General features: G+C 70.9%; 21 protein-coding genes and 6 pseudogenes. 19 read left to right on the forward strand and 8 right to left on the reverse strand.

From position 1 onward, the window contains the following. Positions 1–79: 79 nt before the first annotated feature. On the reverse strand, positions 80–2968 hold the full coding sequence (locus ACIP93_RS28160) for a glycoside hydrolase family 3 C-terminal domain-containing protein (protein ID WP_401762925.1): 2889 nt from the start codon (positions 2966–2968) through the stop codon (positions 80–82). A gap of 163 nt (positions 2969–3131) precedes the next feature. Here ACIP93_RS28160 and ACIP93_RS28165 point away from each other — a divergent pair, with 163 nt between their 5' ends. From ACIP93_RS28165 to ACIP93_RS28215, 11 genes and pseudogenes are all read left to right on the forward strand, one after another. Continuing rightward, entirely contained in the window at positions 3132–4808 is a 1677-nt protein-coding gene (locus tag ACIP93_RS28165; RefSeq protein ID WP_401762928.1) for an ABC transporter substrate-binding protein, read from the forward strand. Beyond that, on the forward strand, positions 4805–5836 hold the full coding sequence (locus ACIP93_RS28170) for an ABC transporter permease (protein ID WP_401762931.1): 1032 nt from the start codon (positions 4805–4807) through the stop codon (positions 5834–5836). The genes ACIP93_RS28165 and ACIP93_RS28170 overlap by 4 nt, the downstream gene beginning before the upstream one ends. Continuing rightward, positions 5833–6798, forward strand: a complete 966-nt coding sequence (locus ACIP93_RS28175; protein WP_401762933.1) for a carbohydrate ABC transporter permease — start codon at positions 5833–5835, stop codon at positions 6796–6798. Before ACIP93_RS28170 ends, ACIP93_RS28175 begins: the two co-directional genes overlap by 4 nt. 136 nt (positions 6799–6934) lie before the next feature. After that, the gene (locus ACIP93_RS28180) at positions 6935–8455 is read left to right on the forward strand and encodes a glycoside hydrolase family 43 protein (protein ID WP_401762936.1); all 1521 of its coding nucleotides are present in this window, start codon (positions 6935–6937) and stop codon (positions 8453–8455) included. A gap of 51 nt (positions 8456–8506) precedes the next feature. Then, complete coding sequence (locus ACIP93_RS28185) at positions 8507–10261, forward strand: cellulase family glycosylhydrolase (RefSeq protein ID WP_401762939.1); 1755 nt, start codon at positions 8507–8509, stop codon at positions 10259–10261. A gap of 88 nt (positions 10262–10349) precedes the next feature. Further along, positions 10350–12470, forward strand: a complete 2121-nt coding sequence (locus ACIP93_RS28190; RefSeq protein WP_401762942.1) for a beta-galactosidase — start codon at positions 10350–10352, stop codon at positions 12468–12470. An 85-nt stretch (positions 12471–12555) separates the two neighbouring features. Further along, positions 12556–15198 (forward strand): RICIN domain-containing protein, encoded by a 2643-nt coding sequence (locus tag ACIP93_RS28195; RefSeq protein ID WP_401762999.1) that lies wholly within the window; start codon positions 12556–12558, stop codon positions 15196–15198. A gap of 194 nt (positions 15199–15392) precedes the next feature. After that, positions 15393–16409 (forward strand): expansin EXLX1 family cellulose-binding protein, encoded by a 1017-nt coding sequence (locus ACIP93_RS28200; RefSeq protein WP_401762945.1) that lies wholly within the window; start codon positions 15393–15395, stop codon positions 16407–16409. Between the two features lie 135 nt (positions 16410–16544). Next, positions 16545–17075 (forward strand): SigE family RNA polymerase sigma factor, encoded by a 531-nt coding sequence (locus ACIP93_RS28205; RefSeq protein WP_345220008.1) that lies wholly within the window; start codon positions 16545–16547, stop codon positions 17073–17075. Next, the gene (locus tag ACIP93_RS28210; RefSeq protein ID WP_401762949.1) at positions 17072–17887 is read left to right on the forward strand and encodes a hypothetical protein; all 816 of its coding nucleotides are present in this window, start codon (positions 17072–17074) and stop codon (positions 17885–17887) included. Before ACIP93_RS28205 ends, ACIP93_RS28210 begins: the two co-directional genes overlap by 4 nt. A 48-nt stretch (positions 17888–17935) precedes the next feature. Continuing rightward, positions 17936–18150 (forward strand): annotated as a pseudogene (locus ACIP93_RS28215) (aldehyde dehydrogenase (NADP(+))); the annotation flags it as partial. On the opposite strand, the pseudogene ACIP93_RS28220 reads toward ACIP93_RS28215, so the two are convergent. Next, positions 18105–18284 (reverse strand): annotated as a pseudogene (locus ACIP93_RS28220) (hypothetical protein); the annotation flags it as partial. The pseudogenes ACIP93_RS28215 and ACIP93_RS28220 overlap by 46 nt on opposite strands. On the opposite strand from ACIP93_RS28220, the pseudogene ACIP93_RS28225 reads away from it, so the two are divergent. Next, positions 18285–18623, forward strand: a pseudogene (locus ACIP93_RS28225) (IS5/IS1182 family transposase); the annotation flags it as partial. A gap of 61 nt (positions 18624–18684) precedes the next feature. Then, positions 18685–18906, forward strand: a complete 222-nt coding sequence (locus ACIP93_RS28230; protein WP_401763007.1) for a hypothetical protein — start codon at positions 18685–18687, stop codon at positions 18904–18906. A gap of 130 nt (positions 18907–19036) precedes the next feature. Here the strand turns inward: ACIP93_RS28230 and ACIP93_RS28235 are convergent, their stop codons facing one another. Continuing rightward, positions 19037–19393 (reverse strand): hypothetical protein, encoded by a 357-nt coding sequence (locus ACIP93_RS28235; RefSeq protein WP_345220010.1) that lies wholly within the window; start codon positions 19391–19393, stop codon positions 19037–19039. A 470-nt stretch (positions 19394–19863) separates the two neighbouring features. Continuing rightward, positions 19864–20307, reverse strand: a complete 444-nt coding sequence (locus ACIP93_RS28240) for a transposase family protein (RefSeq protein WP_401763001.1) — start codon at positions 20305–20307, stop codon at positions 19864–19866. Between the two features lie 241 nt (positions 20308–20548). Here ACIP93_RS28240 and ACIP93_RS28245 point away from each other — a divergent pair, with 241 nt between their 5' ends. From ACIP93_RS28245 to ACIP93_RS28265, 5 genes and pseudogenes are all read left to right on the forward strand, one after another. Then, positions 20549–21346, forward strand: a complete 798-nt coding sequence (locus ACIP93_RS28245) for a GntR family transcriptional regulator (RefSeq protein WP_401762952.1) — start codon at positions 20549–20551, stop codon at positions 21344–21346. A gap of 719 nt (positions 21347–22065) precedes the next feature. Then, positions 22066–22284 (forward strand): hypothetical protein, encoded by a 219-nt coding sequence (locus ACIP93_RS28250; protein ID WP_401762955.1) that lies wholly within the window; start codon positions 22066–22068, stop codon positions 22282–22284. A gap of 96 nt (positions 22285–22380) precedes the next feature. After that, the gene (locus ACIP93_RS28255) at positions 22381–23379 is read left to right on the forward strand and encodes a sporulation protein (protein WP_401762958.1); all 999 of its coding nucleotides are present in this window, start codon (positions 22381–22383) and stop codon (positions 23377–23379) included. Between the two features lie 67 nt (positions 23380–23446). Then, positions 23447–23902: a TerB family tellurite resistance protein gene (locus tag ACIP93_RS28260; protein WP_345220015.1), complete on the forward strand. Its 456-nt coding sequence runs from the start codon at positions 23447–23449 to the stop codon at positions 23900–23902. 51 nt (positions 23903–23953) lie between these two features. Continuing rightward, positions 23954–24249 (forward strand): annotated as a pseudogene (locus ACIP93_RS28265) (hypothetical protein); the annotation flags it as partial. Between the two features lie 70 nt (positions 24250–24319). On the opposite strand, the gene ACIP93_RS28270 reads toward ACIP93_RS28265, so the two are convergent. The 4 genes and pseudogenes from ACIP93_RS28270 to ACIP93_RS28285 all read right to left on the reverse strand — a co-directional run. After that, the gene (locus ACIP93_RS28270) at positions 24320–25255 is read right to left on the reverse strand and encodes a M56 family metallopeptidase (protein ID WP_401762961.1); all 936 of its coding nucleotides are present in this window, start codon (positions 25253–25255) and stop codon (positions 24320–24322) included. Positions 25256–25262: 7 nt separating this feature from the next. After that, entirely contained in the window at positions 25263–25643 is a 381-nt protein-coding gene (locus tag ACIP93_RS28275) for a BlaI/MecI/CopY family transcriptional regulator (RefSeq protein ID WP_345220017.1), read from the reverse strand. Between the two features lie 89 nt (positions 25644–25732). Beyond that, positions 25733–26188: a SidA/IucD/PvdA family monooxygenase gene (locus tag ACIP93_RS28280; protein ID WP_401762964.1), complete on the reverse strand. Its 456-nt coding sequence runs from the start codon at positions 26186–26188 to the stop codon at positions 25733–25735. Then, positions 26187–26303: pseudogene (locus ACIP93_RS28285) on the reverse strand (HU family DNA-binding protein); the annotation flags it as partial. The gene ACIP93_RS28280 and the pseudogene ACIP93_RS28285, both read right to left, overlap by 2 nt. An 83-nt stretch (positions 26304–26386) precedes the next feature. Between ACIP93_RS28285 and ACIP93_RS28290 the strand changes: the two are divergent. Beyond that, positions 26387–26536: pseudogene (locus ACIP93_RS28290) on the forward strand (5,10-methylene tetrahydromethanopterin reductase); the annotation flags it as partial.

Genomic DNA, 26536 nt, shown 5'->3' on the forward strand with positions numbered 1-26536 from the left:
CGGTCCGGGTGCCGTCGCGGGCGGGCAGGCGGCCCGCCTCCGTGCGAGGGCGGACCGCTGCTCCTGGCGGGGGTGGGCCTCAGCAGGACCCGGAGAAGCGGAAGGCTCGGAGGCGGAACTCACCGTGCAGGGTCAGGTGCAGGTCGTGGACGCCGACGGCTGGTTCGGCGAGTTCGGCGGTCACGGTGGTCCACCTGTGGCGGTCGCCGGTGACCGGCACGTCGACCGCGGCCAACCGCTTCTCCGACGCCCGGAGTTCGAGCCGCGCCTCGTCCGTTCCGGTGTCCTCGCGTGCGACCTCCACCTCGACGCGGACCGCCCCGGAGAGGTCGGTGCCGCGAAAGAGCAGGGTCGCGGGCCGTCCGGGGCCGGCGGGGGTGACCGCGTCGCCGTGCGTGGGGGCGGCGTCCACAAGGGCGATGGCCGTGTGGTCGTCGAAATCGGCTGTCAGGGTGCGCCGTTCGACGACCACCCGGGGTTCGGGGTCCCTTCCGGTCACCGTGAGGGGCGCGGTGAGGACGCAGTGGCCGGCGGAGCGGGCGACGAGGATCTCGTAACCGCCGGGGTCGACGGTGAAGGCACCGGTGGCGACGTCCCAGTGGGCGAGCCGCTCGGCCGGTGTCCGGAAGGTCAGCTCGCGGCTCTCGCCGGGATCGAGCCGGAGCTTGCGGAAGTCGGCGAGCCGCAGCCGGGGCGCCTCGTAGCGGGCGTCCAGCGCCCGGACGTAGAGCTGGACGACGTCGCTGCCGGGGCGTGAGCCGCCGTTGGTCACCGTGACCGTGACGTCGACCGTGCCGTCCTGGTCGATCGACGACCGCGAAAGGCGCAGGTCGCCGTAGCCGAAGTCGGTGTAGGACAGTCCGTGGCCGAAAGGATAGAGGGGCGCGGTGCGGTGGTACTGGTAGGTCCAGCCCGCCTTGATGATGTCGTAGTCGAGGCGTGCGGGCAGTTCGTCGTCGCCCCGGTACCAGGTCTGCGGAAGGCGGCCGGCGGGGTCGGCGTCGCCGAGGAGTACGGCGGCCAGCGCGTGGCCGGTCTCCTGGCCGCCGTGGGAGGTCCACAGCACGGCGGGCAGGTGCTGGTCGGCCCAGTCGACGGCGTACGGGTAGCTGCTCATGACGGTCAGCACGGTTTCCGGGCGGACGGCGGCGACTTCGCGGAGCAGGTGCTCCTGGGTGGCGGGCAGGGCGATGCCGGTGCGGTCCTCGGTCTCGCGGCCGTTGACCATCGGGTGGTTGCCGAGGACGACGACGGCGGCGTCGGCGGACTGCGCGGCGGCGCGCGCCGCGGCGAGGCCGTCGTGCAGCAGTTCCCTCTCCCAGTGCTCGGCGGTGTCCGGGGTGTCGGCGGTGACCGTGGTACGACCGTCCTCGGGGTCGACGGCGGCGTACCGGCCGGAGATCACGGAACGCAGCAGCACCCTTCCCCCGTCCGCTGGTTCGAGGCGGAAGGTCTCGTTGACGAACCAGGTCTTGAGGATCTCCTGGTCGGCGACGAGGGCGCCGTCCTCCTTGAGGCTGAGGTGGAGTCCGGTGTCGGCGGCCCGCAGGGTGAGAACGTCGTCGCCCCATTCGTTGACGTCGAAGGGAGTCTTGCCGAGGAGTTCTCCGGTGGTGGTCGAGCGCAGTGCGACGCGGTCGGCGCCCTCCACGTGCACGACCTCGCCGCCCCGGGCGGCCAGTGCCGCGTTGAGGCCGTCGGCGATGCTCACCCGGTGGGGCAGGGTGCCGCTGTACCAGTCCTCGTAGAGGGTGTCGGCGAGCGGGCCGATGACGGCGATCCGGGGGCCGGGCCGGGCGTCCAGCGGGAGCAGGCCGTCGTTCTTGAGGAGTACGACGGACTCGGTGGCGGCCTCGCGGGCCAGGGCGCGGTGCTCGGCGCAGTCGACCACCTCCGGGCCGATGGCCGCGTACGGGTCGAGTCCGGGGTCGAACTCGCCCAGCCGGAATCGGAGTTCGAGCTGGCGGCGGACGGCGCGGTCGATGTCGCCCTGGTCGATCAGGCCGCGCTCCAGGGCTTCGCGGAGCCTGCCGAGGGGGATGTGGCTGTCCTCGCCGTGGTCGGTGAAGTTGTCGATTCCGGCCTTGAGGGCGGCGGCGTGGGAGACGGCGTGGTCGTCGAAGTAGTGCTCCGGGTCGACCAGGTTGGACGGCGCCTCGGCGTCGCTGACCACGAACAGCTGGTGGCCGGTGGGCTCGGCCCAGCGGCGCAGCTCGCTCTCGATGAGCGGAGTGACGTGGCAGGGGCGGCCGTTGACCAGGTTGTACGCGGCCATGGCACCGGTCGCGGCGCCCGAGGCGATGACGGGGCGGAAGGCTGCCAGGTCGTACTCGTGCAGGACGCGCGGGCGCAGCCCGGAGGAGGTGGTGCAGCGGTCGTCCTCGTTGTTGTAGGCGAGGAAGTGCTTGAGGACGGGGGCGGTGCGCAGGTAGTCCGGGTGATCGCCGGACATGCCGCGGCAGTACGCCTCGCCGATGCGGGCGGTGTGCACCGGGTCCTCGGAGTAGCCCTCCTCGTTGCGGCCCCAGCGCGGGTCGCGCAGCAGGTTGAGGACCGGCGCCCAGGCCTGGAGGCTGTGGGGGCCCTGGCCGGTGTCGGGGGTGCGGTGGTGGTGGAAGGCGCGCAGTTCGACCGAGACGGCCTCGCCGACCTTGCGCACCAGGTCCTCGTCCCAGGTGGCACCGAGGCCGACGGCCTGCGGGAAGACGGTGGCCTCTCCGATCCAGGAGACTCCGTGCAGAGCCTCACTGCCGGTACGGAATCCCTGGACTCCCAGGCGGGGAACGGCCGGCACGTGCTGGTGCAGCATCGCGAGCCGCTCGTCGGGTGTGAGCCGCGAGAGCAGATCGTCGACGCGCTTGCGCAACGGGTGGCCGGGGTCGCGGAAAACAGGCTGATCGGTTGCGGACTCGGGCACGGAACTCACGTGCAACTCCCCTTGGGCGGGTGGGCCTTGACGGGCCTTCATCGAAGCGCATCGACGTTCTCACTCCCGCCGAGAACCTGTCAACGAGAAGGGAAGAGAAAGTTTCGTTCTGCTCTTCCTCTTGTTTCGCCCGAATGAACTCGGCTACTTTCCGCTGCCAAGTGAAGCGCTTCGACGCGCTGTTGCCGGAAGGGGCCCCACCGTCATGAGCCACCAGATGAGCCGCAGGCGTCTGCTCACCGCCGCCGCTGTCGCGGGAACCGCCGCGATGTCCCCCCTGCTCACCGCCTGCGGAGGGGGCGGAGGGGCACAGCGCGGCGGTGCGAACACAAAGGAAGGCATGAGGGCGGCACTGCCGACGTACGTGGAGCGCACCGCCGTGAAACCGGAGATCGCGCCGGCGGCCGGGGGCAAGGACGTGGCCACGCACCCCGGCTACCTCACCTACCCGGCCAAGCCTCCCGTCACGGTCCAGGGCGTACCGGGCAAGGGCGGCAGCTACACGGCCGTCACTCCGCTGTGGGGCACCAACCCGCCGGCCGGCAACTCCTACTTCCAGGCCATGACCAAGGCGCTGGGGCTGGACCTCCAGGTCAAGCCGGCGGACGGCAACACCTACAACACCATCGTCCCCACCATGACCGCCGCCAAGAAGCTGCCGGACTGGATACTGCTGCCGGCCTGGTGGAACCCCAACTTCGCCACCGGACAGCTGGCCGGTTCCCAACTGGCCGACCTGACTCCGTACCTGGCGGGCGACAAGGTCAAGAAGTACCCCAACCTGGCGGCCCTGCCCACCGGCGCCTGGCAGACGGGTGTCTGGAACGACAAGCTCCACGGCATCCCCGGACACGCCAGCAACTACGAGGTCGGCGCCACCTTCTACCGCCGGGACGTCCTGGAGGCCAAGGGCATCACCGCCGACCAGGTCAAGTCCGCGGACGACCTGATGCGCCTCGGCAAGGAGCTCACCGACGCCAAGCGGGGCGTCTGGGCCTTCGACGACATCTGGACGTACGTGTACACCTTCTGGGGCGCTCCCACGAAGTGGAAGGTCGAGGACGGCAAGCTCAGCCACCTCTACGAGACCCAGGAGTTCCTGGAGGCACTCGACTGGCACTACCGGCTGGCCAAGTCCGGCTGTATGCACCCGGACGCCCTGGCGGGCGACAACGCCGCCGCCAACACCCGTTTCTACAGCGGCAAGACGCTCATCAAGGGAGACGGCAAGGGCGCCTGGGTCCTCGCCGACCACCAGTCCGGCACCGCCGCCAACCCCCAGTACCGGCGCGGTGCCTTCAACGTCTTCACCGCCGACGGCAAGGGCAGGCCCAGGCTGGAAATGGGCCCCGCCTCCAGCATGATCAGCTACCTCAACGCCAATCTGAAACCGGCCCAGATCGAGGAACTCCTCGCGGTCGCGAACTACTTGGCCGCCCCGTACGGATCGGCCGAGTACACGATGGTCCAGTTCGGGGTCGAGGGCGTCCACCACACCCGTGAGAACGGGGTACCGGTCTACACGGAGGACGGCAAGAAGTTCGCCCAGACCGGCACCTACTCCGGCCTCGCGACCCCCGCGGCAGTGATCAGCGCCCCGGGCAACGACCAGTTGGTCAAGGACGTCACGGACTGGGAGAAGGCCAACGTCCACACGCTCGTCAAGCCGCCGTTCTGGGGCATGAACATCAGCCTGCCGCAGGCGATGGCGACAGCGGAGGCCGCCCAGCCCGTGGCGGACACCATCAAGGACTGCAGCCACGGCAAGAAGACGGTGTCCGAGGTGCGGACGGTCGTCGACTCCTGGAAGTCCGGGCAGGGCAAGCGCCTCAAGGAGTGGATGACCAGCAACGTCCTGGAGAAGTACGGGACGGGCCTGTGAGCACGGCACACGCCCCCGCCGCCCGCACCCCCGGCCCGGACGCCCCGCAGCAGCCCCCGCCACCCGGGGAGCCCGGGAGGCCCAAAAGGCCCGGGGACCCCGGGGGCGAGAAGGCGGACCGGCGCAACTGGCGCATCCGCCTGCGCCGGGACCGCAGCCTGCTGCTCATGACGGTGCCGGCCGTCGTCCTGCTCCTGGTCTTCAACTACGCCCCGCTCTTCGGCGTCTTCACCGCCTTCCAGGAGTACGACCCGCTGAACGGCGTGTGGAACAGCCCGTGGGTCGGGTTCGAGCAGTTCGACAGGCTCCTCTCCGACGTCCAGTTCTGGCAGGCCCTGCAGAACACGCTCTATCTGAGCTTCGTCCAGCTGATCCTGTTCTTCCCCGTGCCGATAGCGCTGGCCCTGCTCCTCAACTCCGTGCTCAGCCTGAGAATCCGCAACTTCTTCCAGTCCGTGGTCTATCTGCCGCACTTCTTCTCCTGGGTGCTGGCAATCACGATCTTCCAGCAGATGCTCGGCGGCGCCGGCGCGATCAACCAGTTCCTGCGCCGGCACGACTTCGGGACCTGGGACATCATGACCAACCCGGACACCTTCGCGCTGCTGGTCACCTCGCAGGCGGTCTGGAAGGAAGCCGGCTGGGGGATCATCGTCTTCCTCGCCGCCCTCAGCGCGATCAACACCGACCTCTACGAAGCGGCGGCGGCGGACGGGGCGGGCCGCTTCCGGCGGATGTGGCACATCACGCTGCCCGGGCTGCGCGGAGTGATCGTCCTGATGCTGGTGCTGCGGCTGGGCAACGCGCTCACGGTCGGCTTCGAGCAGTTCCTCATCCAGCGCGAGGCGGTCGGCCACGACGCGGCGGACGTCCTGGACACCTTCTCCTTCTACTACGGCATCTCCACCGGCGACTACAGCTACGGCGCGGCGGCCGGCCTCTTCAAGAGCGTGATCTCGCTCCTGCTCATCTGGGGCGCCAACAAGCTGGCCCACGCCTTCGGCGAAGACGGGTTGTACCGAAAATGACCGACACCCCCATCCGCGCCACCACCCGGCGTACAGCACTCAGGTCCCCCCGCGCCAAGGCCGGTTCGAACCGCCCGCCCTGGGAGGAACCGCCCACCGGGGTCGGCCAGGCAGCCAAGGGCCTCACCCTCGGCGGAGTGCTCGCCCTCGTCGTCGTCCCGCTCTGGATCATCGTCCTGACCAGCTTCTCCGACGCCGGTTCGATCAACCGGGCCGGCGGCCTGGTGATCTGGCCGGACGGACTGACCGCCGAGGCGTACCGGCAGATGCTGAGCGACTCGACCGTGCTGAACGCACTGATCGTCAGCCTCGGCATCACCCTCGTCGGCACGGCCTTCTCCATGGCGGTCTCCATCACCTGTGCTTACGGGCTCTCCCGCTCCAGGTCGCTCGGCCACCGTTTCGTCCTGATGCTGCTGATCGTCACCATGTTCGTCGGCGGCGGACTGATTCCGACCTTCCTGGTCGTCACCGGGCTCGGCGGCTACGGCCAGTGGTGGGCGCTGGTGCTGCCGAGCGCGGTCTCGGTCTTCAACATCCTCGTCCTGCGCGCCTTCTACCAGTCGACCTCCTCCGAACTCATCGACGCGGCCCGGATGGACGGCGCCGGCGAGTGGCGCATCCTGTGGTCCGTGGTCCTGCCCACCTCCCGTGCCGTGACCGCCGTGATCGCGCTCTTCTACGGGGTCGGCTACTGGAACTCCTTCTTCAACGTCATGATCTACATGCCGACGGACAGCGCGAAGTGGCCGCTGCAGTACGTGTTGCTCACCTATGTGAACAGGGGCAACGGAATGCCCGGTTCGGTCGACGGCGGCTTCGGCGGCACCCAGATGCAGACCGCTCCGCTGTCGTTGCAGATGGCGGTGGTGGTCCTGACGCTGATACCGCTGCTGGTCGTCTACCCCTTCGTCCAGAAGCACCTGCGCACCGGTGTCCTCACCGGCGCCATCAAGGGCTGAGCACGTCCGCGGTGCTGTTGCCGTAACGGCCCCATGCCCCCGTCTGTCTCTTCGGGGCGGCCCGGGATCCATTCCGAACCATGTTCGACATGCCGAACACTCCTCACTCCCCGTTCCCACAGGAAGACCCCCTCACGTGTCCGACCACCACCGCCCGGACGGCGCCTCCGCCCTCACCCTCGCCAACCCGGTGCTCCCCGGTTTCCACCCCGACCCCAGCATCTGCCGCCGGGGCGACGACTACTACCTCGTCTGCTCCAGCTTCGAGTACTTCCCCGGCATCCCTGTCTTCCACAGCCGCGACCTGGTGCACTGGAAGCAGATCGGCAACGCCCTCGACCGGCCCGCCCAGTTGCGCCTGCCGTACGACCGGCCGTCCTCCGGCGGAATCTACGCACCCACCCTGCGCTTCCACGACGGCCGCTTCTGGCTGGTCGTCACCAACGTGAACGACGAGGGCAACATGCTCCTCACCGCCACCGACCCGGCGGGCCCCTGGTCGGACCCGGTGCGGCTGCCGGACGTGCCGGGCATCGACCCCGATCTCGCCTGGGACGAGGACGGCGCCTGCTGGTGCACGGTCGCCGGGGTCTCGCAGGTCCGCCTGGATCCGTACAACGGGAAGGTGCTGGACGGGCCGCGTCCCCTCTGGTCCGGCAGCCCGGGCGCCCAGGCCCCCGAGGCGCCGCACCTGTACCGGATCGGCGAGTTCTGGTACTTGATGATCGCCGAGGGCGGGACCGAGCGCGGACACGCCGTCTCGATCGCCCGTGGACGTCACCCCTCGGGCCCGTTCGAGCCCTGCCCGGACAACCCCGTCCTCACCCACCGCGGCACCAGTCGCCCCATCCAGAACACCGGTCACGCGGACCTGGTCCAGGCACCCGACGGGTCCTGGTGGATGGTGCTGCTCGCGGTTCGGCCGCGCGGCGGCACCCCCGGCTGGCACGTACTGGGCCGCGAGACCTTCCTCGCCCCGGTGGAATGGGTCGACGGCTGGCCGGTAATCGGGGAGGTCACCGGCGAGCTGCCCGCCCCCGCCTGGCCGTTGCACCCCGTTCCCGCCACCACCGGGAGGGACGACTTCGACGACGCCCCGCTCCCCTTCCACTGGCTGTCGCTGCGCGCCCGCCCGGAGCGGCTGTGCACCACCGAGGAGCGCCCCGGTCACCTGACCCTGCGCGCCGCGGGGGAGTCCCTCGACGCGCCCGACGTGACCTTCGTCGGCCGCCGCCAGCAGCACTTCTCCTGCCGGGTGCGCACCCTCGTGGACCCCGGCCGAGGACGCGGCGGGCTGGCCGTACGGCTGGACGAGCAGCACCACTACGAGATCGAGGCGGCCGACGGCGAAGTGAGGGTCCTCGCCCGGATCGGCTCCCTGCGCACCGAGGTCGCCTCCGCCCCGGTGCCCGCCGGGCCGGTGGTGCTCGGTCTCGACGTCGTACCCCAGCCTCCGCAGGGCCCGCGGACCGGTCCCGACCGGCTGGCCCTCGGCGTCGAGTTCCCGGGCGGCGCGTACACCGAACTCGCCTCCCTGGACGGCCGGTACCTCTCCACCGAGGTCGCCGGCGGCTTCACCGGCCGGGTGATCGGCATGTACGCCGCCTCCGGCACCGTCCACTTCGACTGGTTCGACTACGAGCCGCTCGACGGCTGAGCCAGTCGGCTCCCCCCGCACCACGGCGCACCACCGACCGAAAGGAACACCGTGAACGACCTACGACGATCCTCGTACCACCGGAGCCACGGTCCCGGCCGCCTGCTGGCCGTGCTGCTGGCGCTGGCGGTCGTGCTGGGCCTGTCCGCCGGTACGGCGGCGGCCGGGCCGGACGAGGGCAAGAAGCCGCCGCGGCCCGCCGTCGCCGTGCCGTACCAGGCCAAGGACGTCAACGCGGCGATGCAGCCCGGCTGGAACCTGGGCAACACCCTGGACGCCATCCCGGACGAGACGTCCTGGGGCAACCCGCTGACCACCAGAGCGCACTTCGCGAAGATCCGCTCCGAGGGCTTCCGCAGCGTCCGCATCCCCGTGACCTGGACCGACCACCAGTCCGCCACCGCCCCCTACGCCGTCGACGCCACCTGGATGAAGCGGGTCCAGCAGGTCGTGGACTTCGCGGTCGCCGAGGGCCTGTACGTGGTGCTCAACGTGCACCACGACTCGTGGCAGTGGATCAAGAAGATGTCCACCGAGCACGATCAGGTCGTCGCCCGCTACAACTCGCTGTGGACCCAGATCGCCCGGCAGTTCCGTGACGCCCCGCGCAGCGTGCTCTTCGAGAGCATCAACGAGCCGCAGTTCGCGGACGCCTCCCAGGAGCAGATCACCCGGTTCCTGCACGAGCTCAACACCTCCTTCCACTCGATCGTCCGCGCCTCGGGCAGCCGCAACGGCAACCGTGTGCTGGTCCTGCCCTCCTGGAACACCTCCGCCAACCAGAAGCCCCTGGACGACCTCGTCACCACCATCCGCGCGCTGAAGGACCCGCACCTGATCGCCACCGTGCACTACTACAGCTGGTACCCGTTCAGCGTGAACATCGCGGGCGGCACCCGCTACGACGAGACCGCCCAGAAAGACCTGGAGACCTCCTTCGACCGGGTGCGCGACACCCTCCTCGCCCGGGGCATCCCGGTGTACCTCGGCGAGTTCGGCCTGCTCAGCTGGCCGAACCACTTCCACCCCGAGAGCGTCGAGCGGGGCGAGGCGCTGAAGTACTTCGAGCACCTCGGGCACAAGATGCGCACCCTCGGCATCACCACCGCCCTGTGGGACGCGTTCAACCTGCTGAACCGGGAGACGCTGAAGTGGCGCGACCCCGCCCTGTTCGCCCTGATCAAGTCGAGCTGGACCACCCGCTCGGGCAGCACCTCCTTCGACAGGGTGTACCTGCCGAAGTCGGGCGCCGTCCCCGCCCGTTCGCTCACCCTGAACCGCAACGGCCTGAAGTTCCGGGGCCTGTGGCACGGCTCCGGCAAGCTGGTCCAGGGCCGGGACTACACCCTCTCCGGCGACCGGCTCACCCTCACGGCAGAACTGCTGACCCGACTGGCCGGTGACCGGGGATACGGGGTCAACGCCACGGTGCAGGCCCGGTTCTCCGCCGGTCGGCCCTGGACCGTCGAGGTGGTCACCACCGGCCGCCCGGTGCTGACGAACACGACCGGCACCACCGAGGCGTTCGCCGTCCCCGCCCAGTACCGGGGCGACCAGCTGGCCACCATGCACGCCACCTACGCGGACGGCAGCAACGCGGGCCCGACCGACTGGACCCCGTACCAGGAGTTCAACCAGGCGTTCTCGCCGGACTACCCGAAGAGCACGATCGTCCTGACCCCGGCGTTCAACACGTCGCTCCGCGAGGGGCAGACGGCCACGCTGGTCTTCCACTTCTACAGCGGCGCCACCGTCACCTACCAGGTGACCAGGACCGACAGCACGGTCACCGGCACCGTCGCCTGACCCCGCGCCCCCCCCCCCCCGTACGCCCCGGCTGCCGCTCCCCCGGCAGCCGGGGCCCTCACCCCGCCGATTCCGAGGTGCGTCCGACGTGTTCCCGCTGCCCCCGCGCGTCCTGTTCGGCGCCGCCTACTACCCCGAGTACCAACCCCACGACCGGCTCGAGGAAGACCTCGACCTGATGGCGGAGGCGAAGTTCACCGTCATCCGGGTCGGTGAGTCGGTCTGGTCCACCTGGGAGCCGGAGAACGGCCGCTTCGCGCTCGACTGGCTCACCCCGGTCCTCGACGGGGCGCACGCCCGCGGCATCTCCGTCGTCCTCGGCACCCCCACCTATGCCGTGCCGCCCTGGCTGGCCCGCCAGTACCCGGAGATCGCCGTCGAGCACACCACCGGGCGGCCCACCGGCTGGGGCGCCCGTCAGGAGGCCGACTTCACCCACCCCGCCTTCCGCTTCCACGCCGAACGCATCACCAGGGCGATCCTCGCCCGCCATGCCGCCCACCCGGCCGTCATCGGCTTCCAGGTCGACAACGAGCCCGGTCTGCGCCTGCCGCACAACCACGGCGTCTTCCAGCGGTTCACCGACCACCTGCGCCAGAAGTACGGCGACGTGGAGGCCCTCAACCGCGAGTGGGGCCTGGTCTACTGGTCGCACCGCCTGTCCACCTGGGCCGACCTGTGGAAGCCCGACGGCAACCAGCAGCCGCAGTACGACGTCGCCTGGCGGGCGTTCCAGGCGCGCCAGACCACCGAGTTCATCGGCCGACAGGCGGACATCGCCCGCGAGTACGCCCGCCCGGACCAGTTCGTCACCACCTGCCTCGCCTACGCCCACCCCGCGCTGGAGGACGACGAACTCACCGACGCCCTGGACGTCACCGCGGGCAACCCCTACTACGACCTCCAGGACGCCCTCGCCCTGCCCGACCCCACCCCCCTCGCCCACGAGCAGCAGTGGAAGACCAGCGGTGTGTGGGCCCTGTACCGCAGCGCCGACCGGATCTTCTCCTCCCGCCAGGAACCCTTCCTGGTCACCGAGACCAACGCGCAGGCAGTCAGCGGCGCTTCGGACAACCGCCCCGGCTACGACGGGCAGTGGCGGCAGGCCGCGTGGGCGCTCGTCTCGCGCGGCGCGCGGATGATCGAGTACTGGCACTGGCACACCCTGCACTTCGGCACCGAGACGCACTGGGGCGGAGTGCTGCCGCACAGCGGGCGGCCGGGCCGGGTGTACAGCGAACTCGCGGCCCTGGGCGCCGAGTTCGAGAAAGCGGGCGACCTCTTCGCCGGGATCACACCCGACGCCGACATCGCGATGGTGCACTCGGCGCCCAGCCAGTGGCTGATGGAGAAGTACCCGCCGCTGGCGACCGCGGACGGCCGTCCGGACGCCGCCTCGTACCAGCGCATCTTCGACCCCTTCTACCGGGGCGCGTTCGAGTCCGGCCGCCAGGTGCGCATCCTGCACGCCCGCCAACTGCACGACGCCCGGGGCGAACGGGACGGCCCGGCGCCCGAAGTGGCCGCCGCACTCCACCCCGTGCTGGTCGTCCCCGGCCTGTACCTGGCCGAGGACTCCCTGCTCGACTGGTTCGAGGCGTACGCCGTCGCCGGCGGCCACCTCGTCCTCGGCCCCCGCACCGGTTACGCGGACCACGAGGCGCGGGCCCACCACGAACCGGCCCCCGCCCGGCTGACGGCCGCCGCCGGGGTGTCGTACGACGAGTTCAGCAACCTCTCCGGCGCACTGGGGCTGCACGCCGCGCCCGGCGGCACCCTGCGCCTCGACGCCGACGCGACCGCGACCCACTGGGTGGAGGGCCTCACCGTCACCGACGCGACGGTGCTGGCCGGGTACGACCACCCGCACTTCGGCCGCTGGCCCGCCGTCACCACCCGCCCGCACGGCGCGGGCCGGGTGACCTGCGTCGGTACGGTGCCGGGGCGCGGCCTGGCCCGGTCGCTGGCCGCCTGGCTGGCGCCCGCCCCCGTCAGCGGCTGGGACGGGCTGCCCGAGTCCGTCACGGTGGCGACCGGTACCGCCCCGGACGGACGGCGCGTCCACGTCGTGCACAACTGGAGCTGGGAGCCGGACGACGTCCCGGCGCCCGCGCACCTGGTCGACGCCCTCGACGGCACGGCCGTTGCCGCAGGTGAGCTGGTGTCCCTCGGCGCCTGGGACGTACGGGCATTCCGCACGCGGCAATGAGTCCGAACCGGGCGGCAACCTTTTCGGCGGCGGCGGCAACGAGGAGGCGACCCCCGGAACGAAGCAAGGATCCCCCATGAACGAGATGGACCCCCGCGCCGACGGCGGACGGCGGCGTGCCCACGCGGCCGCCCCCGAGCAGCGTGCCCGTGGACGCCACCGCCGGCGCAGGACGGCCTTGGGCCTGGCGCTGGGCGTGACCGGTGTGCTCGGTCCCTACCTGCTCTTCGTGCAGGACGACGCGGACGCCGCAGCGGTGGACCCCGGCGCGTACTACACCCTGGTGTCCGTACGCAGCGACAAGGTGCTGGACGTGTCCGGGGCAGCCACCGCGGACGGCGTCCGGATACTGCAGGCGGGCCGCGTCGCCGGTGCCGCGAGCCAGCAGTGGCGGCTGCGGTCGGTGGGCGACGGCTACTACGAGCTGGAGAACCGCACCAGCCGCAAGGTCCTGGGCGTACACGGCGATGCCACCCACGCGAGTGCCGCCGTGGAGCAGCAGACCGACCGTGATTCCGCCGCGCAGCAGTGGAAGCTGGAGGAAGTGGGCGACGGGGCGGTGAAGTTCGTCTCCCGCAGGACCGGCCTGGTGCTGGACGTGCGGGGCGGCTCCCGCAACGAGGGCGCGCCGCTCATCCAGTTCACCGACCGGAACACCGCCAACCAGCAGTGGAAGCTGGTGAAGGACTCCGCTTCCCAGGGCGGCTACACCTGGAACAACGCGCAGATCGTCGGCGGCGGATTCGTCACCGGGCTGGTCTTCCACCCCACCCGCAAGGACCTGCTGTACGCCCGGACCGACATCGGCGGCGCCTACCGCTGGGAGGCGGCCGCGGGCCGGTGGACCTCGATGACCGACTGGATCGGCGGGGACGACTGGAACCTGCTGGGCATCGAGAGCCTGGCGACCGATCCTGTCGACCCGAACCGCGTGTACCTCGCGAGCGGCCACTACACCAACGGCTGGGCGGGCAACGGCGCGATCCTGCGCTCCACCGACCAGGGCCGGACGTTCCAGCGCACCAACCTGCCGTTCAAACTGGGCGGGAACGAGGACGGCCGGTCCATGGGCGAGCGGCTGGTGGTGGACCCCTCCGACCACAGCAAGCTGTACCTGGGCACCCGCAAGAACGGGCTCTGGCGCAGCACCGACTTCGGTGTGACCTGGAGCCGGGTCGCGAGCTTCCCCGTCAAGGACGGCGCGAGCAGCGGGGTGGGCCTGTCCTTCGTGACCTTCGGCCCGCCCGGCAGCAAGACCCTCTACGTCGGGGTGGCGGACAAGGGCACCTCCCTGTACCGCTCCACCGACGACGGCGGCACCTGGCAGCCCGTACCGGGCCGGCCCAAGGGGGAGTTGCCGCACCACGGGGTGCTCTCCGGTGACGGTTCGCTGTACCTGACGTACACCAACACGCCCGGCCCGAACGGGGTGACGGGCGGTTCGGTGTGGAAGCACACGCCGGCCACCGGGGCGTGGAGGAACATCTCGCCGTCCAGCGGCAACTACGGGTTCGCCGGGCTGGCCGTCGATCCGCGGCGCCCGTCCACGGTGATGGTCACCACGCTGGGCCGTTGGTGGCCCTCGGACGAGCTGTACCGGTCGAACGACGGCGGCGCCTCCTGGAAGGCGCTCGGCGCCACCTCGGTGCGGGACGACTCCGCGGCACCGTACGTCGGCAAGGGCATCGGCCACTGGATGGGTGCATTGGCCATCAACCCCTTCGACTCCGGGCACGTGCTGTACGGCACCGGGTCGGGGATCTGGGGCAGCAAGGACGTGACCGCGGCGGACCGGGGCGGCAGGACCCACTGGACGGTTCCGGCCAAGGGTGTGGAGGAGACCGCGACTCTCGGGCTGATGAAGCCGCCCGGCCAGCCACTGATCAGCGCGCTCGGCGATGTCAGCGGCTTCCGGCACGAGGACCTGACCAAGGTTCCCGCCAAGGCTTTGTCGGGACCGCTGTTCACCAACACCACCGGCATCGACTTCGCCCAGTCGAAGCCCGCGTTCATGGCGCGGGTCGGTCTCGGCCACGAACAGCACGGCGCGTACTCGACCGACGGCGGAGCCCACTGGGCCCCGTTCGCCGGGGTGCCGGTGAAGGGTGCGGGCGGCGGCAGCGTGGCGGTCGCGGCGGACGGGTCCACCCTGATCTGGACCGCCGAGGGGCAGCGCCCGCACTACTCGACCGACCGGGGCGCGACCTGGAGGGCGGTCACGGGGCTTCCCGCGGACACGGCCGTGGTGGCCGACCGTACGGCCGCGCACACCTTCTACGCCCTGAGCGACGGCACTCTGTACGCCAGCACCGACGGCGGCCGGAGCTTCGGCGGCCGGGCCACCGGCCTGGGCAACGGCCCCCTCAAGGCCGCCCCGGACGCCGCCGGTGACCTGTGGATCAGTGCCGGGGGCGGCGGTCTCCTGCACTCCACCGACGGCGGGACGGGCTTCACCAGGCTGAGCGGTGTGCAGAAGGCGTCGGGCATCGGCTTCGGCAAGCCGGCCCCGGGGGCCCGCCACCAGGCGCTGTACCTCAGCGGCACGGTGAAGGGCGTCACCGGGCTGTTCCGGTCCGACGACGGCGGCAGCGCCTGGGTCCGGATCAACGACGACCGCAACCAGTTCGGCGGCAGCTCCATCAGCGTCATCTCCGGCGACCCCGACATGTACGGCCGGGTCTACGTGGGCAGCTACGGCCGCGGCGTGGTGTACGGCGACCTCTCCTGACCGCGTCCCCCTGCGGGGCCAGGAGCGGAACGGCACGCCGCGTGCCGTTCCGCTCCGGTCCCGTTCGGCTGCCGCAGCCGCGGAACCCGCGGTGATTTCTGCGTTCCCCGCGCCGGAGCGGCAACCTTTCCGCCTCCGGCGGCCACTGAAGAACACCACGCCGACACGTAGAACCGAACGGATGGACCACACGGATGGGCCCGAGGACGACCACGCAGCACGGCACTCCCCCGCCACGGCGCAGACACGGACGCAAACCGGACCTCGGTGTTCCGCTGGTTCTGGGCACCCTCGCCCTTCTGGGCTGCCTGCTCCTCGCGTTCCTCCCCGGGAGCGGGAACGGCTCCGGGCACCCCGCCGGTGACTCCGCCGCGGTCGCCCCGGTGACCGTCCCGCCCCTGACCGGTTCCCCGGCCATGACGGCCGACCCCACGAACGTACCGACGAAGCCTCCGTCCACCGGCCCGTCGACTCCGCCGCCCACCGCGACCCCGACGCCGTCAACCGGGCCCGGCCCACGCAAGACGTCCGCCGCACCCCCGGCCGCCGCCGGGTCCGTGGCCGCCGCCGGGCCCGTGGCCTCCACCGGTTCCCTGGCCGGACGGATCAAGCCCGAGGTCGGCTACCGGGGCGTCGCGACCGCCTACGAGGCGGCCGACGGGAACGGCGCCTGCCTGTACGGCCCGGCCCCCGACCTCATGGTCGCGGCGATGAACCACACCGACTACGAGTCGGCCAGGGCCTGCGGGGCGTACGTCCGGATTCGCGCCGCAGGCGGAGCCTCCCTGACGGTACGGATCGTCAACGAGTGCCCGCTGCCCTGCGCGCCCGGACAACTCGATCTCAGCCGGCAGGCCTTCGCCGAACTCGCCGACCTCGAGGTGGGCCGCATCCCGATCACCTGGGAGCTGCTCAGCCCCGCCACCGCCGGGCCGATGTCCCTCCGGTACAAGACGGGTTCCAGCCCCCACTGGTGTGCCGTCCAGGTGATCGGTCACCGCAACCCGGTGGCCGCGCTCGAATTCCGTACGGCGGGCGGCTGGCGGCGGCTGCCTCGCTCCGCGTACAACTACTTCCTCTCGCCCGGCGGCAGCGGGTGCGGCGGGTCGATCAGGATCACCGACATCTACGGGCAGCGGCTGGTCGTCGACGGGATCGCGGTGAAACCGGACGTCGTCCAGCCGGCCCGCGTCCAGTTCGCCCGGCACTGACCGTGCCCCCGTCCAAGGTCTTCGAGGTCACGGCCGTGTCCCCGGAGCCCGTCCCGGGGAGCTCCGAGGGCGACCGTTGTTACGCTCAAGCCGGTATTTTTCACACAAAACGCAGGGAGAGGGCGACCGAGGGAGATGCTCCTCGACGACGCGTCCGCGGAGTTCCACGACTTCTTCGAACGCCACTACGCCGAACTGGCCCGTTTCGCCCATCTCCTCACCGGCGAGACGGACGCGGCCGACGACCTCGCCGCGGACGCGCTGGTCGCCCTCTGGCAGCACTGGGGCCGGCTCCGTCAGGCCGATCACCCGTTGGCGTACGCCCGTGGCGTGGTGGCCAACATGGCGCGCGCACGCATCCGCAGCGCGGTGCGCGAAAGACGCCGGGTCGCCCTGTTCTGGTCCCGCAGTCCGGAGCGGACCGAGAGCCCTGACGTGGCGTCCGTGCTGGACGTACGCGCAGCGCTCGACCGGCTGCCGTTCCGCAAGCGGGCATGCGTGGTGCTGCGGCACGCCTTCGACCTGTCGGAGAAGGACACCGCGGCAGCACTGGGCATATCGGTCGGTACGGTGAAGAGCCAGACCTCCAAGGGGATGGCGGAGCTGGAACGGACGCTCGGCGCACGAGCAGCCGGGGAACTGACGGCAGGGAGGAGGAACCGGTGAACGACGACATCAACCGGCGGCTGCGCGAGGCCGCCGAGGCCCACCAGCCCGACCGCGCGAAGATCCTGGCCCGGGTGGAACGCGGCGCGTCCGGCCCCGCCGTCCGGCACCGCGCCCCGGCGATCGCGAGGTCATGGCCCAAGGCCGCCCTCACCGGCTTCGCCGCCGCCGGCATCCTGGCGACCGGCACGCTCGCCGTCGCCGGGATCGTCCAGACCTCACCGCCGCCCGGCGCCCCCACCGCTCCGGCCGCCCCTCCTCCTTCTCCCACCACCGTCTCCCCCACCCCTGCCCCCACCCCCACTCCGCCGCCCCCCTCGCCTCCCCGCGACTCCACCGCCACCGCTCCCCCCGTCACCCATCCCCCCACCGGTTCGCATCCCACCAGCCCGCCCCCCTCGTCGGCGGCCCCCCGCACACAGAGCGGCCCCCTGTCGTCGAACGGCACGGTGGACTCGCACAGCACCCGCTACTGGGCCCAGAGCAACCTGCTCCTCACCACCACCCGGCCGCTCACCTCCCTCACCGTGGAACTCCGCATCGCTTTGACCGGCGGCGTGCGGGACACCGGGAACTGGCGCACGCTGCCGAGCGACGACTTCACCGTCACCGTGCGGCAGTCCGGCGGCGGACTGCTCTACCGCTGGGCCCTCAAACCTGGTCGCACCGTTCCGGCCTGGCAGCACACCTTCGCCGCCCAGTACAACCACGCCCCTGGCACACGCGACGCCTCGGCCGACAGCTACCGCGTCGACGCCCGGTCCTCGGACGGCCCCGTCTCGGTCCGGGGAGGGTTCGCACCGGCGCCGTGACCGCCGGCCGCCCGGGGCACATACGTCCCTCGACCGGGGAAGGCGGCGTCCGCCGACGCCGAGACCGCCCTGGGCGCGCCCCGGCTGAACGGTGAACTCACGGGTACATGCTGCCAGTTGAGATCCTTCGCGACGTCGTCGACGAGGGTTCCTTCCTCGACGTCATCATCAGCCACCCGGACGCCTCCGCGACTCCGCCCGTCCCCGATCTGAGCCGTTACAAGATTCCGCTCGGCGTCGTCGCCGTCCACTCCGCCTCCCACTCGGCGAGCGGGGCCGCCTGGACGCGGCTGGAGACCCGCGGCTCGGTGAGGATCGAGCTGACGTGGTCCTTGACGGTGCCCGCGCCCGGATGAATGCGGGCACCAATGTCGGCATTGGGCAATCCCTCTGCGATCTCATGCCGCTGCTGGACGCCATTCCGCCCGTCCGCGGCCGCCTCGACCCCCAACCGCGCAGGCCGGACGCGCTGTTCGCCGACCATGGCTACGACCACGACATCTACCGCGACCAGGTCCGGGCCCGCGGCATCGTCGCAGACGTCGCAGCCGTCGCACACCGAAGCACCCGCCACGGCACCGGACTTGGTGTCTACCAGTGGGTGGTGGAGCAGACCTTCGCCTGACTACACGGCTTCCGACGACTCCGCGCCCGTCGGGAACGCCGAGCAGACATCCACGAAGTTTTCCTCGATCCGACCTGCTGCCTCATCACCCACCGGCAGCTCAAGCCATTGTGTTGGCCGCCCTTGGCCCTTTCGCAGAATACAACCCACGCCTTCGCACTCCCGCGAGAGTTTGCTGATCACCCGCCGCTGCATCGCCACTCGTACCCACCTGCTCGATCGAGGCGAGAAGGAGGCCAACCGTGTCCTCGCCATCGGACTCGTACCGGTCGAGCACGGCTTCGTCCACCTCAGGAACTGGCGGGCCATCACCAAGCTCCGCACCAATTCCGCCCGCGCCACCCGCCTCCTGCGTGCCCTGACCGTCTTGACGAACCTCGAAATCAACCGCTGACGGATGATCTTCTCCGTGGACTCCCGCTCACGATCAGCACAAATACCCCAGGGGCCGGTCGCACCAGCCCTTTGACCTGCGCCCTCAGGCTGGCGGAGGCTCACTGAGCCCCGACCGGACGAAGGGGCGCTCAGCCTGTCGGTTCAGGACGGACGGCCTGCCGCCAGATGGTGGCGTCGAAGGTGAGGTACGAACTGGGAGCCGCGGCGTCGGGAAGCCCGCGTATCTCGATGAGTGCCACGTTCCCCTTGTTGACGACGCAGAGCTGAGTGCCCGGGGTCAGTTCGGCGACCTCCAGCCTGCTGACGTACCGGGTGTCGGAAGTGCAGACGTCCAATGAACCCTGCTGACCGGGGTCCAGCCGCACCACTGTGCCTCCGCTCGAGTTGATTTCTCCGTCACCGAGAGCGAAGAAGTTGAAGTCACCCTCTCCTTCGCGGGGTTTGACGGGATCCAAGGAGAACGACAGGTAGTACCGGATGGTCATGTGAATGTTCTTTTGGCGGATGGGCTCGACGGGGGCCGAAGGCGCACCCGTGTCCGCCGTCCCCGCAGTCGACCCGGCGCCCTGCCCACCGGCCCTGGTCGGCGCAGGCGCCGTGACCGTGACCGTCTCCTTGACGGTCACGGTTCTGGCGGTGGGGGAGTTCACCACCGTGGGAAGGCCGAAGAATCCCAGGAGGAGGCCGAGAACCGCGGTGACGGCGGAAACCAGTGCCGCCCATTCGGTGAGACGTCGTCGCGACGGGGCGGGGTGCGGATCTCCGTCGGGACGACCGGGGTCCGGAGCGGGTACGGGGGGTCGACCTGGCGGGGAGGTGGGAGGTACTCCGGATCCCGGCGGGGTCGGGGCCGCTCCGCTCATCCACTGCTCCCTCTGGCTCAGGAAGGACGCGGGACTCCCACGCACCTGAACTCGGTTCATTCACAAGGCTGTTGAGCCAATCTAATCCCATATCAACCGTGAGCAACAGATGGTCCGCCCCGGCTGTGGATCGAGGGACGGGCAGACCCCGCGGGCATGTCGGCCGTGACTGACCTGAATCCCGCCGTCACCCTCGCACAATGCGGCGGAAAGGGTGCCCCACGGGGTCGCCGAGGACCCGCAGTGGTGCGCGGACGGTGGCGGTGGTCAGCCACGGTGTGGCGGTCCGGGTCTGGCTCGCCTTCCGCCAGGGCGTCGAGGATCCCGTGCGTACGGGTAGCCGTCAGGTCGTGCGTGGAGCCGGACAAAGCGGGTGAGGCCCACAGCAGCCTTCCGAACGGATCGGTGAGGACCTGCACGTTCATGCCGTGGCGCTTGTGCTTCCCGGAGCAGTACGGGGTGTCGGCGGCGATCCGGTCGATCGGCGGCAGCGTGCCGTCCAGGATGACGAACGCCTTCGCACTCGCTGTCCTCATTGCCTCGGCGACGCTCCGAGCGAGCTCGGCCAGAGCATGGACGGCCTCGCTTACGCAGCGGTAGACGGTCGCGATGCCGATGCCGATGCCGGATCCAGCGGCGAGCTGGGCGTAGGTGTCACCGCACCGCAGGCGGGCCGGGGCCAGGAGGGCCTGCCGGCCTGCCGTCAGCCGCCGCCATCGGGCACCGATCGCCCGCCCGCGAAGACGGAGCTGGCCGGTCAGGTACCGCAGAGTGCGGGTGGACAGGTTGATCGAGGACGGGCGGACAAGCACGCGAAGCTCCTGGCGGCACGGTAGATCTTGGTCGAGACACCGTCCACCAGGAGCTTCATCTTTCTTCACGGGTAACCAACTCGCAGTAAGCCATGCCAGGTTGGAAAAGGCTCAGTACAACGTCACCAAGCAGACCGCACGCGAGGCCCTGGCCCCACTCGAAGCCGAAGGGCTCGTCGACGTCGTCCGCCGCCGCGGAACCGTCGTCCGCACCCGGTCTCCCCGCCGGGGCCCGACCCGCGGCCGCCAAGTCCACCGCGACGAACGCGGCTACTGCTTCGACGCCTCCGCACAACCGTGGGCCGCTCTCGAACCCCCACCATCGCCCGGGCGCCCGCCCTCCGTGACATCGCCGCCCTCCTCCGCCTCCCGACGGCGGGCCCCAGGAAGTCCTCGTCCGCGAGCGGCTCATGGGCGACGCCGCCACTCACACCCCGCACCGGCTCGCCACCAGCTTCCTCTCCGCCACCCTCGCCCGCGGCACCCGGATTGCCGAAGCCGTCAGCGCCCACAGGCCCACCCCCCGCCGAAGCCGACCGGCTCCACCTGGCCAAAGGCGTCCCGCTGCTGCGCATCACCCGTACCACTACCAACCCCGTCGGCATCCCAGCGCTCAGCTTCCTGGCGACTGCGGTGCCCCGGGAAACTCGTGACAGCGTCCCGCAGCCCAGCTGACCAGAACACGCAGCGCCCTCATGGCCCATGGACGAAAACGTCAACTCGCGGGCCGAACGGCTATGGAGGCCTTCGGCGCGCGAGTTGACGGTGCTGGAAGCAGTCGCTGTGGCTCAGGGCGCGGGGACAGCGGGTTGAAGGCGGGCGATGAGTGTGCGGCGTTCGTCGGTGACTGGGCCGCCCCATAGGTCGGGCTGGCTGGTGAGGCCCTCGACGTGGGCATTCGGCGGCACGGGATTGTCGGCGATGATGCCGCGGTGGCAGGGCAGAGGCGTGCGGTCGCACGAGCCCGCAGCCGTTCCACCCCGGCCCGCCCCCAGCCCGTCGATGACACCTCGGCGTCAAGGGCCGGCTTCGGGGGGCGGCGGCGATCAAACGGCCATGGGGCCGACCGGCTCGGACAGGACGTCTTCCATGGCGCGAACCCGATGACGGCGCCTTTATCGCCGATGACGGCGGCGAGATGGGTGCCGGCTGCCCGCATGACGGTGAGGGCGTCGTCGAGCGGGGTGCTTCAGGGGAGAGGGGAGTTTCCCTCACCCATAGTGAAGGAACGGTAAAGCCGCCTGAGGGACTGCTGGTCACGGTATGTTTCCGGACTTTTAACGTCCTCATGGCTCCGGAGTGTCCCGTGACTCGCCGGCCCGGCCCTATGCTTCTACAGTCGTGTAGAAAACACGGGGGGCGGTTGGGATACTTCCTGCCGCCCCTGGGTGCACACATGCAGCCGTCGCTTTCGGCGGTGGCTGCGCGGCCGCACGGCCGCGCACCGCTGGTTCGACTCGCTGTTGGCCTGGGAGGGCATACGTGGCTTCGATCGATCTGGACAAGGTGCTGGACAAGGCGTGGGCGGACAAGCCGCTGCCCGAGATCCTCGCCGCCCCCGTCGCGGCACTGAAGGGGGTGTCCGACCGTGACGGCGAGCTGCTGGAGGAGGCGTTCGGTGTCGCCACCGTCGCCGAGCTCGCCGAGCTGAAGTACGTCCGTTGGGCCCAGGCGCTGGCCGCGCTGGATTCGGCGAAGTAGTCACCATCCTCTGGCCGCGCGGTGCCGTCCGTGCCTCGGCAGAGGTTCCGCGGCGCCGCGCCGGCAGATCCCGTACATGAAGGAGTGAACGCCGCGATGGTGTTCAAGAAGTTGCTCGGCTCGCTCGGCGTGGGCGGCCCCACCGTGGACACGGTCCTCGACCCGGGTGCGGTTCGGCCCGGCTCCAGCCTGACCGGCCAGGTGCATCTGAAGGGCGGCAGCGCCGACTTCGACATCGAGCAGATCACCCTGGAACTGGTCGCCCGGGTGGAGGCAGAACACGACGGCGGAGAGACCGAGGGCGTGGCGGCCTTCGGCCGGTTCACCGTCGGCGGCGGCTTCCGCCTGGCCGCCGGTGAGCAGCGCAGTGTGCCGTTCGGCCTGGCCCTGCCGTGGGAGACGCCGATCACGGAGCTGTACGGGCAGGCGCTGGGCATCGTGCTCGGCGTACGCACGGAGCTGGCGGTGGCTGGCGCGAAGGACAAGGGCGACCTCGACCCGCTCGCCGTTGCCCCGCTGCCCGTGCAGGAGGCGGTCCTCGAAGCCCTCGGCCAGCTCGGCTTCGGCTTCAAGACGGCCGACCTGGAGTACGGCCACATCCGCGGCACCGGCCAGCAGCTGCCGTTCTACCAGGAGATCGAACTCGCACCCGCCCCGCAGTACGCGTACGCCATGCGGGAGCTGGAGGTCACCTTCCTGGCCCACCCCGGCGGGATGGAAGTCGTTCTGGAGGCCGACAAGCCCGGCGGATTCTTCTCTTCGGGCCGTGATGTCGTCAACCGGCACGTCGTCAGCCACGACGGTGCCGACCAGCGCGACTGGAACACCGTCGTCGACGCCTGGCTCCGCCAGATGGTCGCCAGCCACGGCCACCACAGCGCCCCCGCACCCTACGGGCACGCAGACCCGCACGGCGCCCATTACTCTCACGACGGCCACGGCGGTCACCGTTCCGGGCCCGGCATGGGAACGGCCGTCGCCGCGGGCGCTGCGGGCCTTGCTGTCGGCGTGGCCGGCGGCCTCGTCGCCGCCGAAGTCGTCGACGAGGTCGGTGACTTCTTCGAGGGCGACGACGAGGGCGACGACGAGGCCTGACCCACCCCCTTACAGGTGCGGGCCGGGCTGCCCCGGCCCGCACACCGCTCAACGAAGGAGTTACCCCGTGGCCCTGTGGGACCGCATCCGGGAATCGGCATCGACGATGCAGACCCAGCTGACGGCGAAGAAGAACGACCTGAAGTCCGGCGCGTTCCGGGACGCGTCCATGGCGATGTGCGCGCTCGTGGCGGCCGCCGACGGCACCATCGACCCGGCCGAGCGCCGGCGCGTGGCGCAGTTGATCGCCACTAACGAGGTACTGGGCAACTTCGACGCCGATGACCTGCGGCGGCGCTTCGAGGACAACCTGGCCAAGCTGACGGCCGACTTCGACTTCGGCAAGGTCAGCGTGCTGCAGGAGATCGCCAAGGCCAAGAAGAAGGCCGCCGAGGCCCGCGCCGTTGTCCAGATCGGCATCGTCATCGGCGGCGCCGACGGCGACTTCGACAAGTCCGAGCAGGCCGTGGTCCGCGAGGCGTGTTTCACCCTCGGCCTGCCGCCCCACGAGTTCGACCTGTAGGGCAGGCCCCCCCGTCGGTGTGCACCGTGCGCGAGGACGGGGCGGGCGGGCATCAGAAGCAGCGGAGCGCTTCGAGGAAGGGACAGCACGGAGGTCTCCGGCATCATCACCGCCATCATCATCGGCGCCATCGTCGGAGTGCTCGGCCGGCCGGCCCTGCCCGGCTGCCAGCGCACCGGCATCCCGTGGACCATCGGTGTCGGAATCGTCGCCGCCCTGGTCGGCACCGCGATCGCCGCCGGCGTGGGCGTCTCCGGCACCAAGGCATCGACTGGATCGAACTGGCCGTCCGGATCGCGCGCGCCGCAGCAGGCGTCGCCGCCGTCGAACGCCTCAAGGGCCGCCGCCGACCCACAAACGCGACCCGCCTCGGCCGCCCGGCATCCGGCCGGGCGGCCGAGGCGTCTTTGCTCCTGACTACAGCGGGGTGGCGGCCTTGAGCACGAAGAACAGCGTCACCGTCGCGTTCGCCGATGACAGCGCCGAAAGGGTGGTGCCCGCCGCGGCCGTCCACGCCGCCAGGCCCACCGCGGTGAACACCGACGGCCACCTGCGCACCGCCGGGGCCGGCTCCAGCAGCGCGCCCACCCGCCGGGGCACCGGCCCCGCCTGCGCGAAGTGGGCCGGCGTCACCGCGGGAGCGCCCTGGGAGACCAGGGCCGCCTTGCCGATCGCGCGGGCTGTCACCCAGCGGCTGCCGATCGTGCTGGCCGCTTCCTCGTCCGCCCAGCGCTCCGCCGTGAAGGTCACCGCGGTGCGCAGCGGCCGAAGGAACGGGTTGGCCCGGGCCGCCAGCTGCACGGCAAGTAGAAAACGGTGGTGCCGGCCCGCGAGGTGGGCGCGCTCGTGTGCGAACAGGGCCCGCCTCTCAGCGCTTTCCAGGCACGAGAGCATCGACGTCGACACCACCACCCGGCCCGCCCTGCCCCGTCGGCCAGGGAGCGCGTAGGCGTACGGTCCGGCGTCCGGCAGCACGACCACAGACGTCGGCAGGCCGGCCACAGCTCTTTCCGCCCGGCGCCGCACCCGCAGATGCACCCACAGCGTGCGGCAGCACGCTGCCACCACGGCTCCCAGCGCCGGGATGGCCAGGAGGCCGGCAACCTCGTCGTACGGGACCGCCTCACGCACCTCCTCATCCGACCAGCCATCGGGCAGCGGATTGCCCGGGAGCTGCGCGGTCCCCACCACCATCAACAGCGCCAGGCACACCATGCTGCACACCGCCAGCACCCCGGCCACCACCGACAGCAGCACCGTGGCGGTCCGCGGATGCAGACGCTGCTCAGCGAGCCTCGCCACCGGCCACGCCGTCAACGGCAACACCAGCGGCAGAAAGACGAAAACCCCCATGACCGCGTCAGTCCTCCGGATCTCGGGCGCATTCCAGCAGCTCCCGCAGCAACCGCTCGTCCCCCGCAGGAAGCGACGTCACAAAACTCGCCAGCACCGCCTCCCGGTCCCTCTCCTGATCCAGCAGCCGTCGCATCCGCAACGCCGCCAGATCCGCCTCATCGGCGACCGGGGACCACACGAACGCCCGCCCGGACTTCTCCCGGACCACCGCCCCCTTGGCCAGCAGCCGCGTCAAGATCGTGATCACGGTCGTGTACGCCAGATCGCCACCCACCCGCTCCTGCACCCAAGCGGTGTCCACAGGGCCCTCAGCCGCACGCAGCGCACCGAGCACCTGCGCCTCCAGCTCACCCTGACCACGCCGAGCACGCCCTTGCCCTCCCACCCCGTCTCCCTCCGTCGGAACACCCCGAACAATTCGAAGGGGCCGTTCATCGTATCCAGCACCCACAGCTTCTCTACAGTCTTGTAGATTCACTGATCGCTCAGGTCGGCGATCGGGTCGAGGGCTGCGGGCCGGGCCGCGCGGTATCCGGTGGCGAGCACCACCGCGTCCGTTCGGATCGTCCTCACCGTGTCGGTGCCGGTGTGGCGGCAGTGCAATTCGACGGCCCCTGCCGTGTCGGCGGTGGCGGATCCGATCGCCGTACCGGGGATGATCTCGACCGGTTCGGTGTCGACCGGCCGCCCGACGGTGGTCTCGTAGAGGTGGTTGTGGATCTCGGCGAGGGTCTCGGCGCTGGCTGCGAGGAGAGGAGGAGCGCCAGGTGTGGTCCCGCGACGCGGGCCGGGCGTTGCGCGCTCTTCGGGCTCTTGCGCACGACGCCGCGCACGGCCTCGGGGACGGGCGCTCGCCGCGAGCCGTCGCGGTGAACGCTGCGCCCGGGCGGAACACGATCCGTCTGCCTGCGGGGACCAGGACTCGTTCACCGGTCTGCGGATTGCGTGCGCGGCGCGCTGGGGTGTGGACCGCCTGGAGCCTGCCGAACCCGGTCGCGGAGGCGGTGTCGCCGTCCAGGACGCGCCGGACCAGAGTGTCCAGCACCGCTTCCAGTGCTTCGGCGGCAGCCGGCCCCGTACCGGCAAAGCCGTTGATCGCCTCTCCGGTCGGACCGTAGGTTCCGTCGCATGACGAATCTCCGGATCGGTGTGATGTACGACCGCGACTGGCTGCCCGAGGAGTTGCCCGCCTTCGCGCGGCGGGCCGAGGCGCTCGGCGCGGACGACCTGTGGGTGGTGGAGGACCTGCGCTGGAACGGCGGGGTGTCGGCGGCGGCC

Origin of the sequence: Streptomyces sp. NPDC088745 (genome assembly GCF_044751045.1) — a bacterium.
Lineage (GTDB): Bacteria > Actinomycetota > Actinomycetes > Streptomycetales > Streptomycetaceae > Streptomyces > Streptomyces cremeus.

Excerpts from the sequence above, each read along its gene's own strand:
- ACIP93_RS28270 (WP_401762961.1), bottom strand. The coding sequence starts at position 25,255 with ATGGGGGTTTTCGTCTTTCTGCCGCTGGTGTTGCCGTTGACGGCGTGG.
- ACIP93_RS28205 (WP_345220008.1), top strand. The coding sequence starts at position 16,545 with ATGCTCCTCGACGACGCGTCCGCGGAGTTCCACGACTTCTTCGAACGC.
- ACIP93_RS28195 (WP_401762999.1), top strand. The coding sequence starts at position 12,556 with ATGGACCCCCGCGCCGACGGCGGACGGCGGCGTGCCCACGCGGCCGCC.
- ACIP93_RS28160 (WP_401762925.1), bottom strand. The coding sequence starts at position 2,968 with ATGAAGGCCCGTCAAGGCCCACCCGCCCAAGGGGAGTTGCACGTGAGT.
- ACIP93_RS28240 (WP_401763001.1), bottom strand. The coding sequence starts at position 20,307 with ATGAGGACAGCGAGTGCGAAGGCGTTCGTCATCCTGGACGGCACGCTG.
- ACIP93_RS28165 (WP_401762928.1), top strand. The coding sequence starts at position 3,132 with ATGAGCCACCAGATGAGCCGCAGGCGTCTGCTCACCGCCGCCGCTGTC.
- ACIP93_RS28200 (WP_401762945.1), top strand. The coding sequence starts at position 15,393 with ATGGGCCCGAGGACGACCACGCAGCACGGCACTCCCCCGCCACGGCGC.
- ACIP93_RS28255 (WP_401762958.1), top strand. The coding sequence starts at position 22,381 with ATGGTGTTCAAGAAGTTGCTCGGCTCGCTCGGCGTGGGCGGCCCCACC.
- ACIP93_RS28175 (WP_401762933.1), top strand. The coding sequence starts at position 5,833 with ATGACCGACACCCCCATCCGCGCCACCACCCGGCGTACAGCACTCAGG.
- ACIP93_RS28235 (WP_345220010.1), bottom strand. The coding sequence starts at position 19,393 with ATGACCATCCGGTACTACCTGTCGTTCTCCTTGGATCCCGTCAAACCC.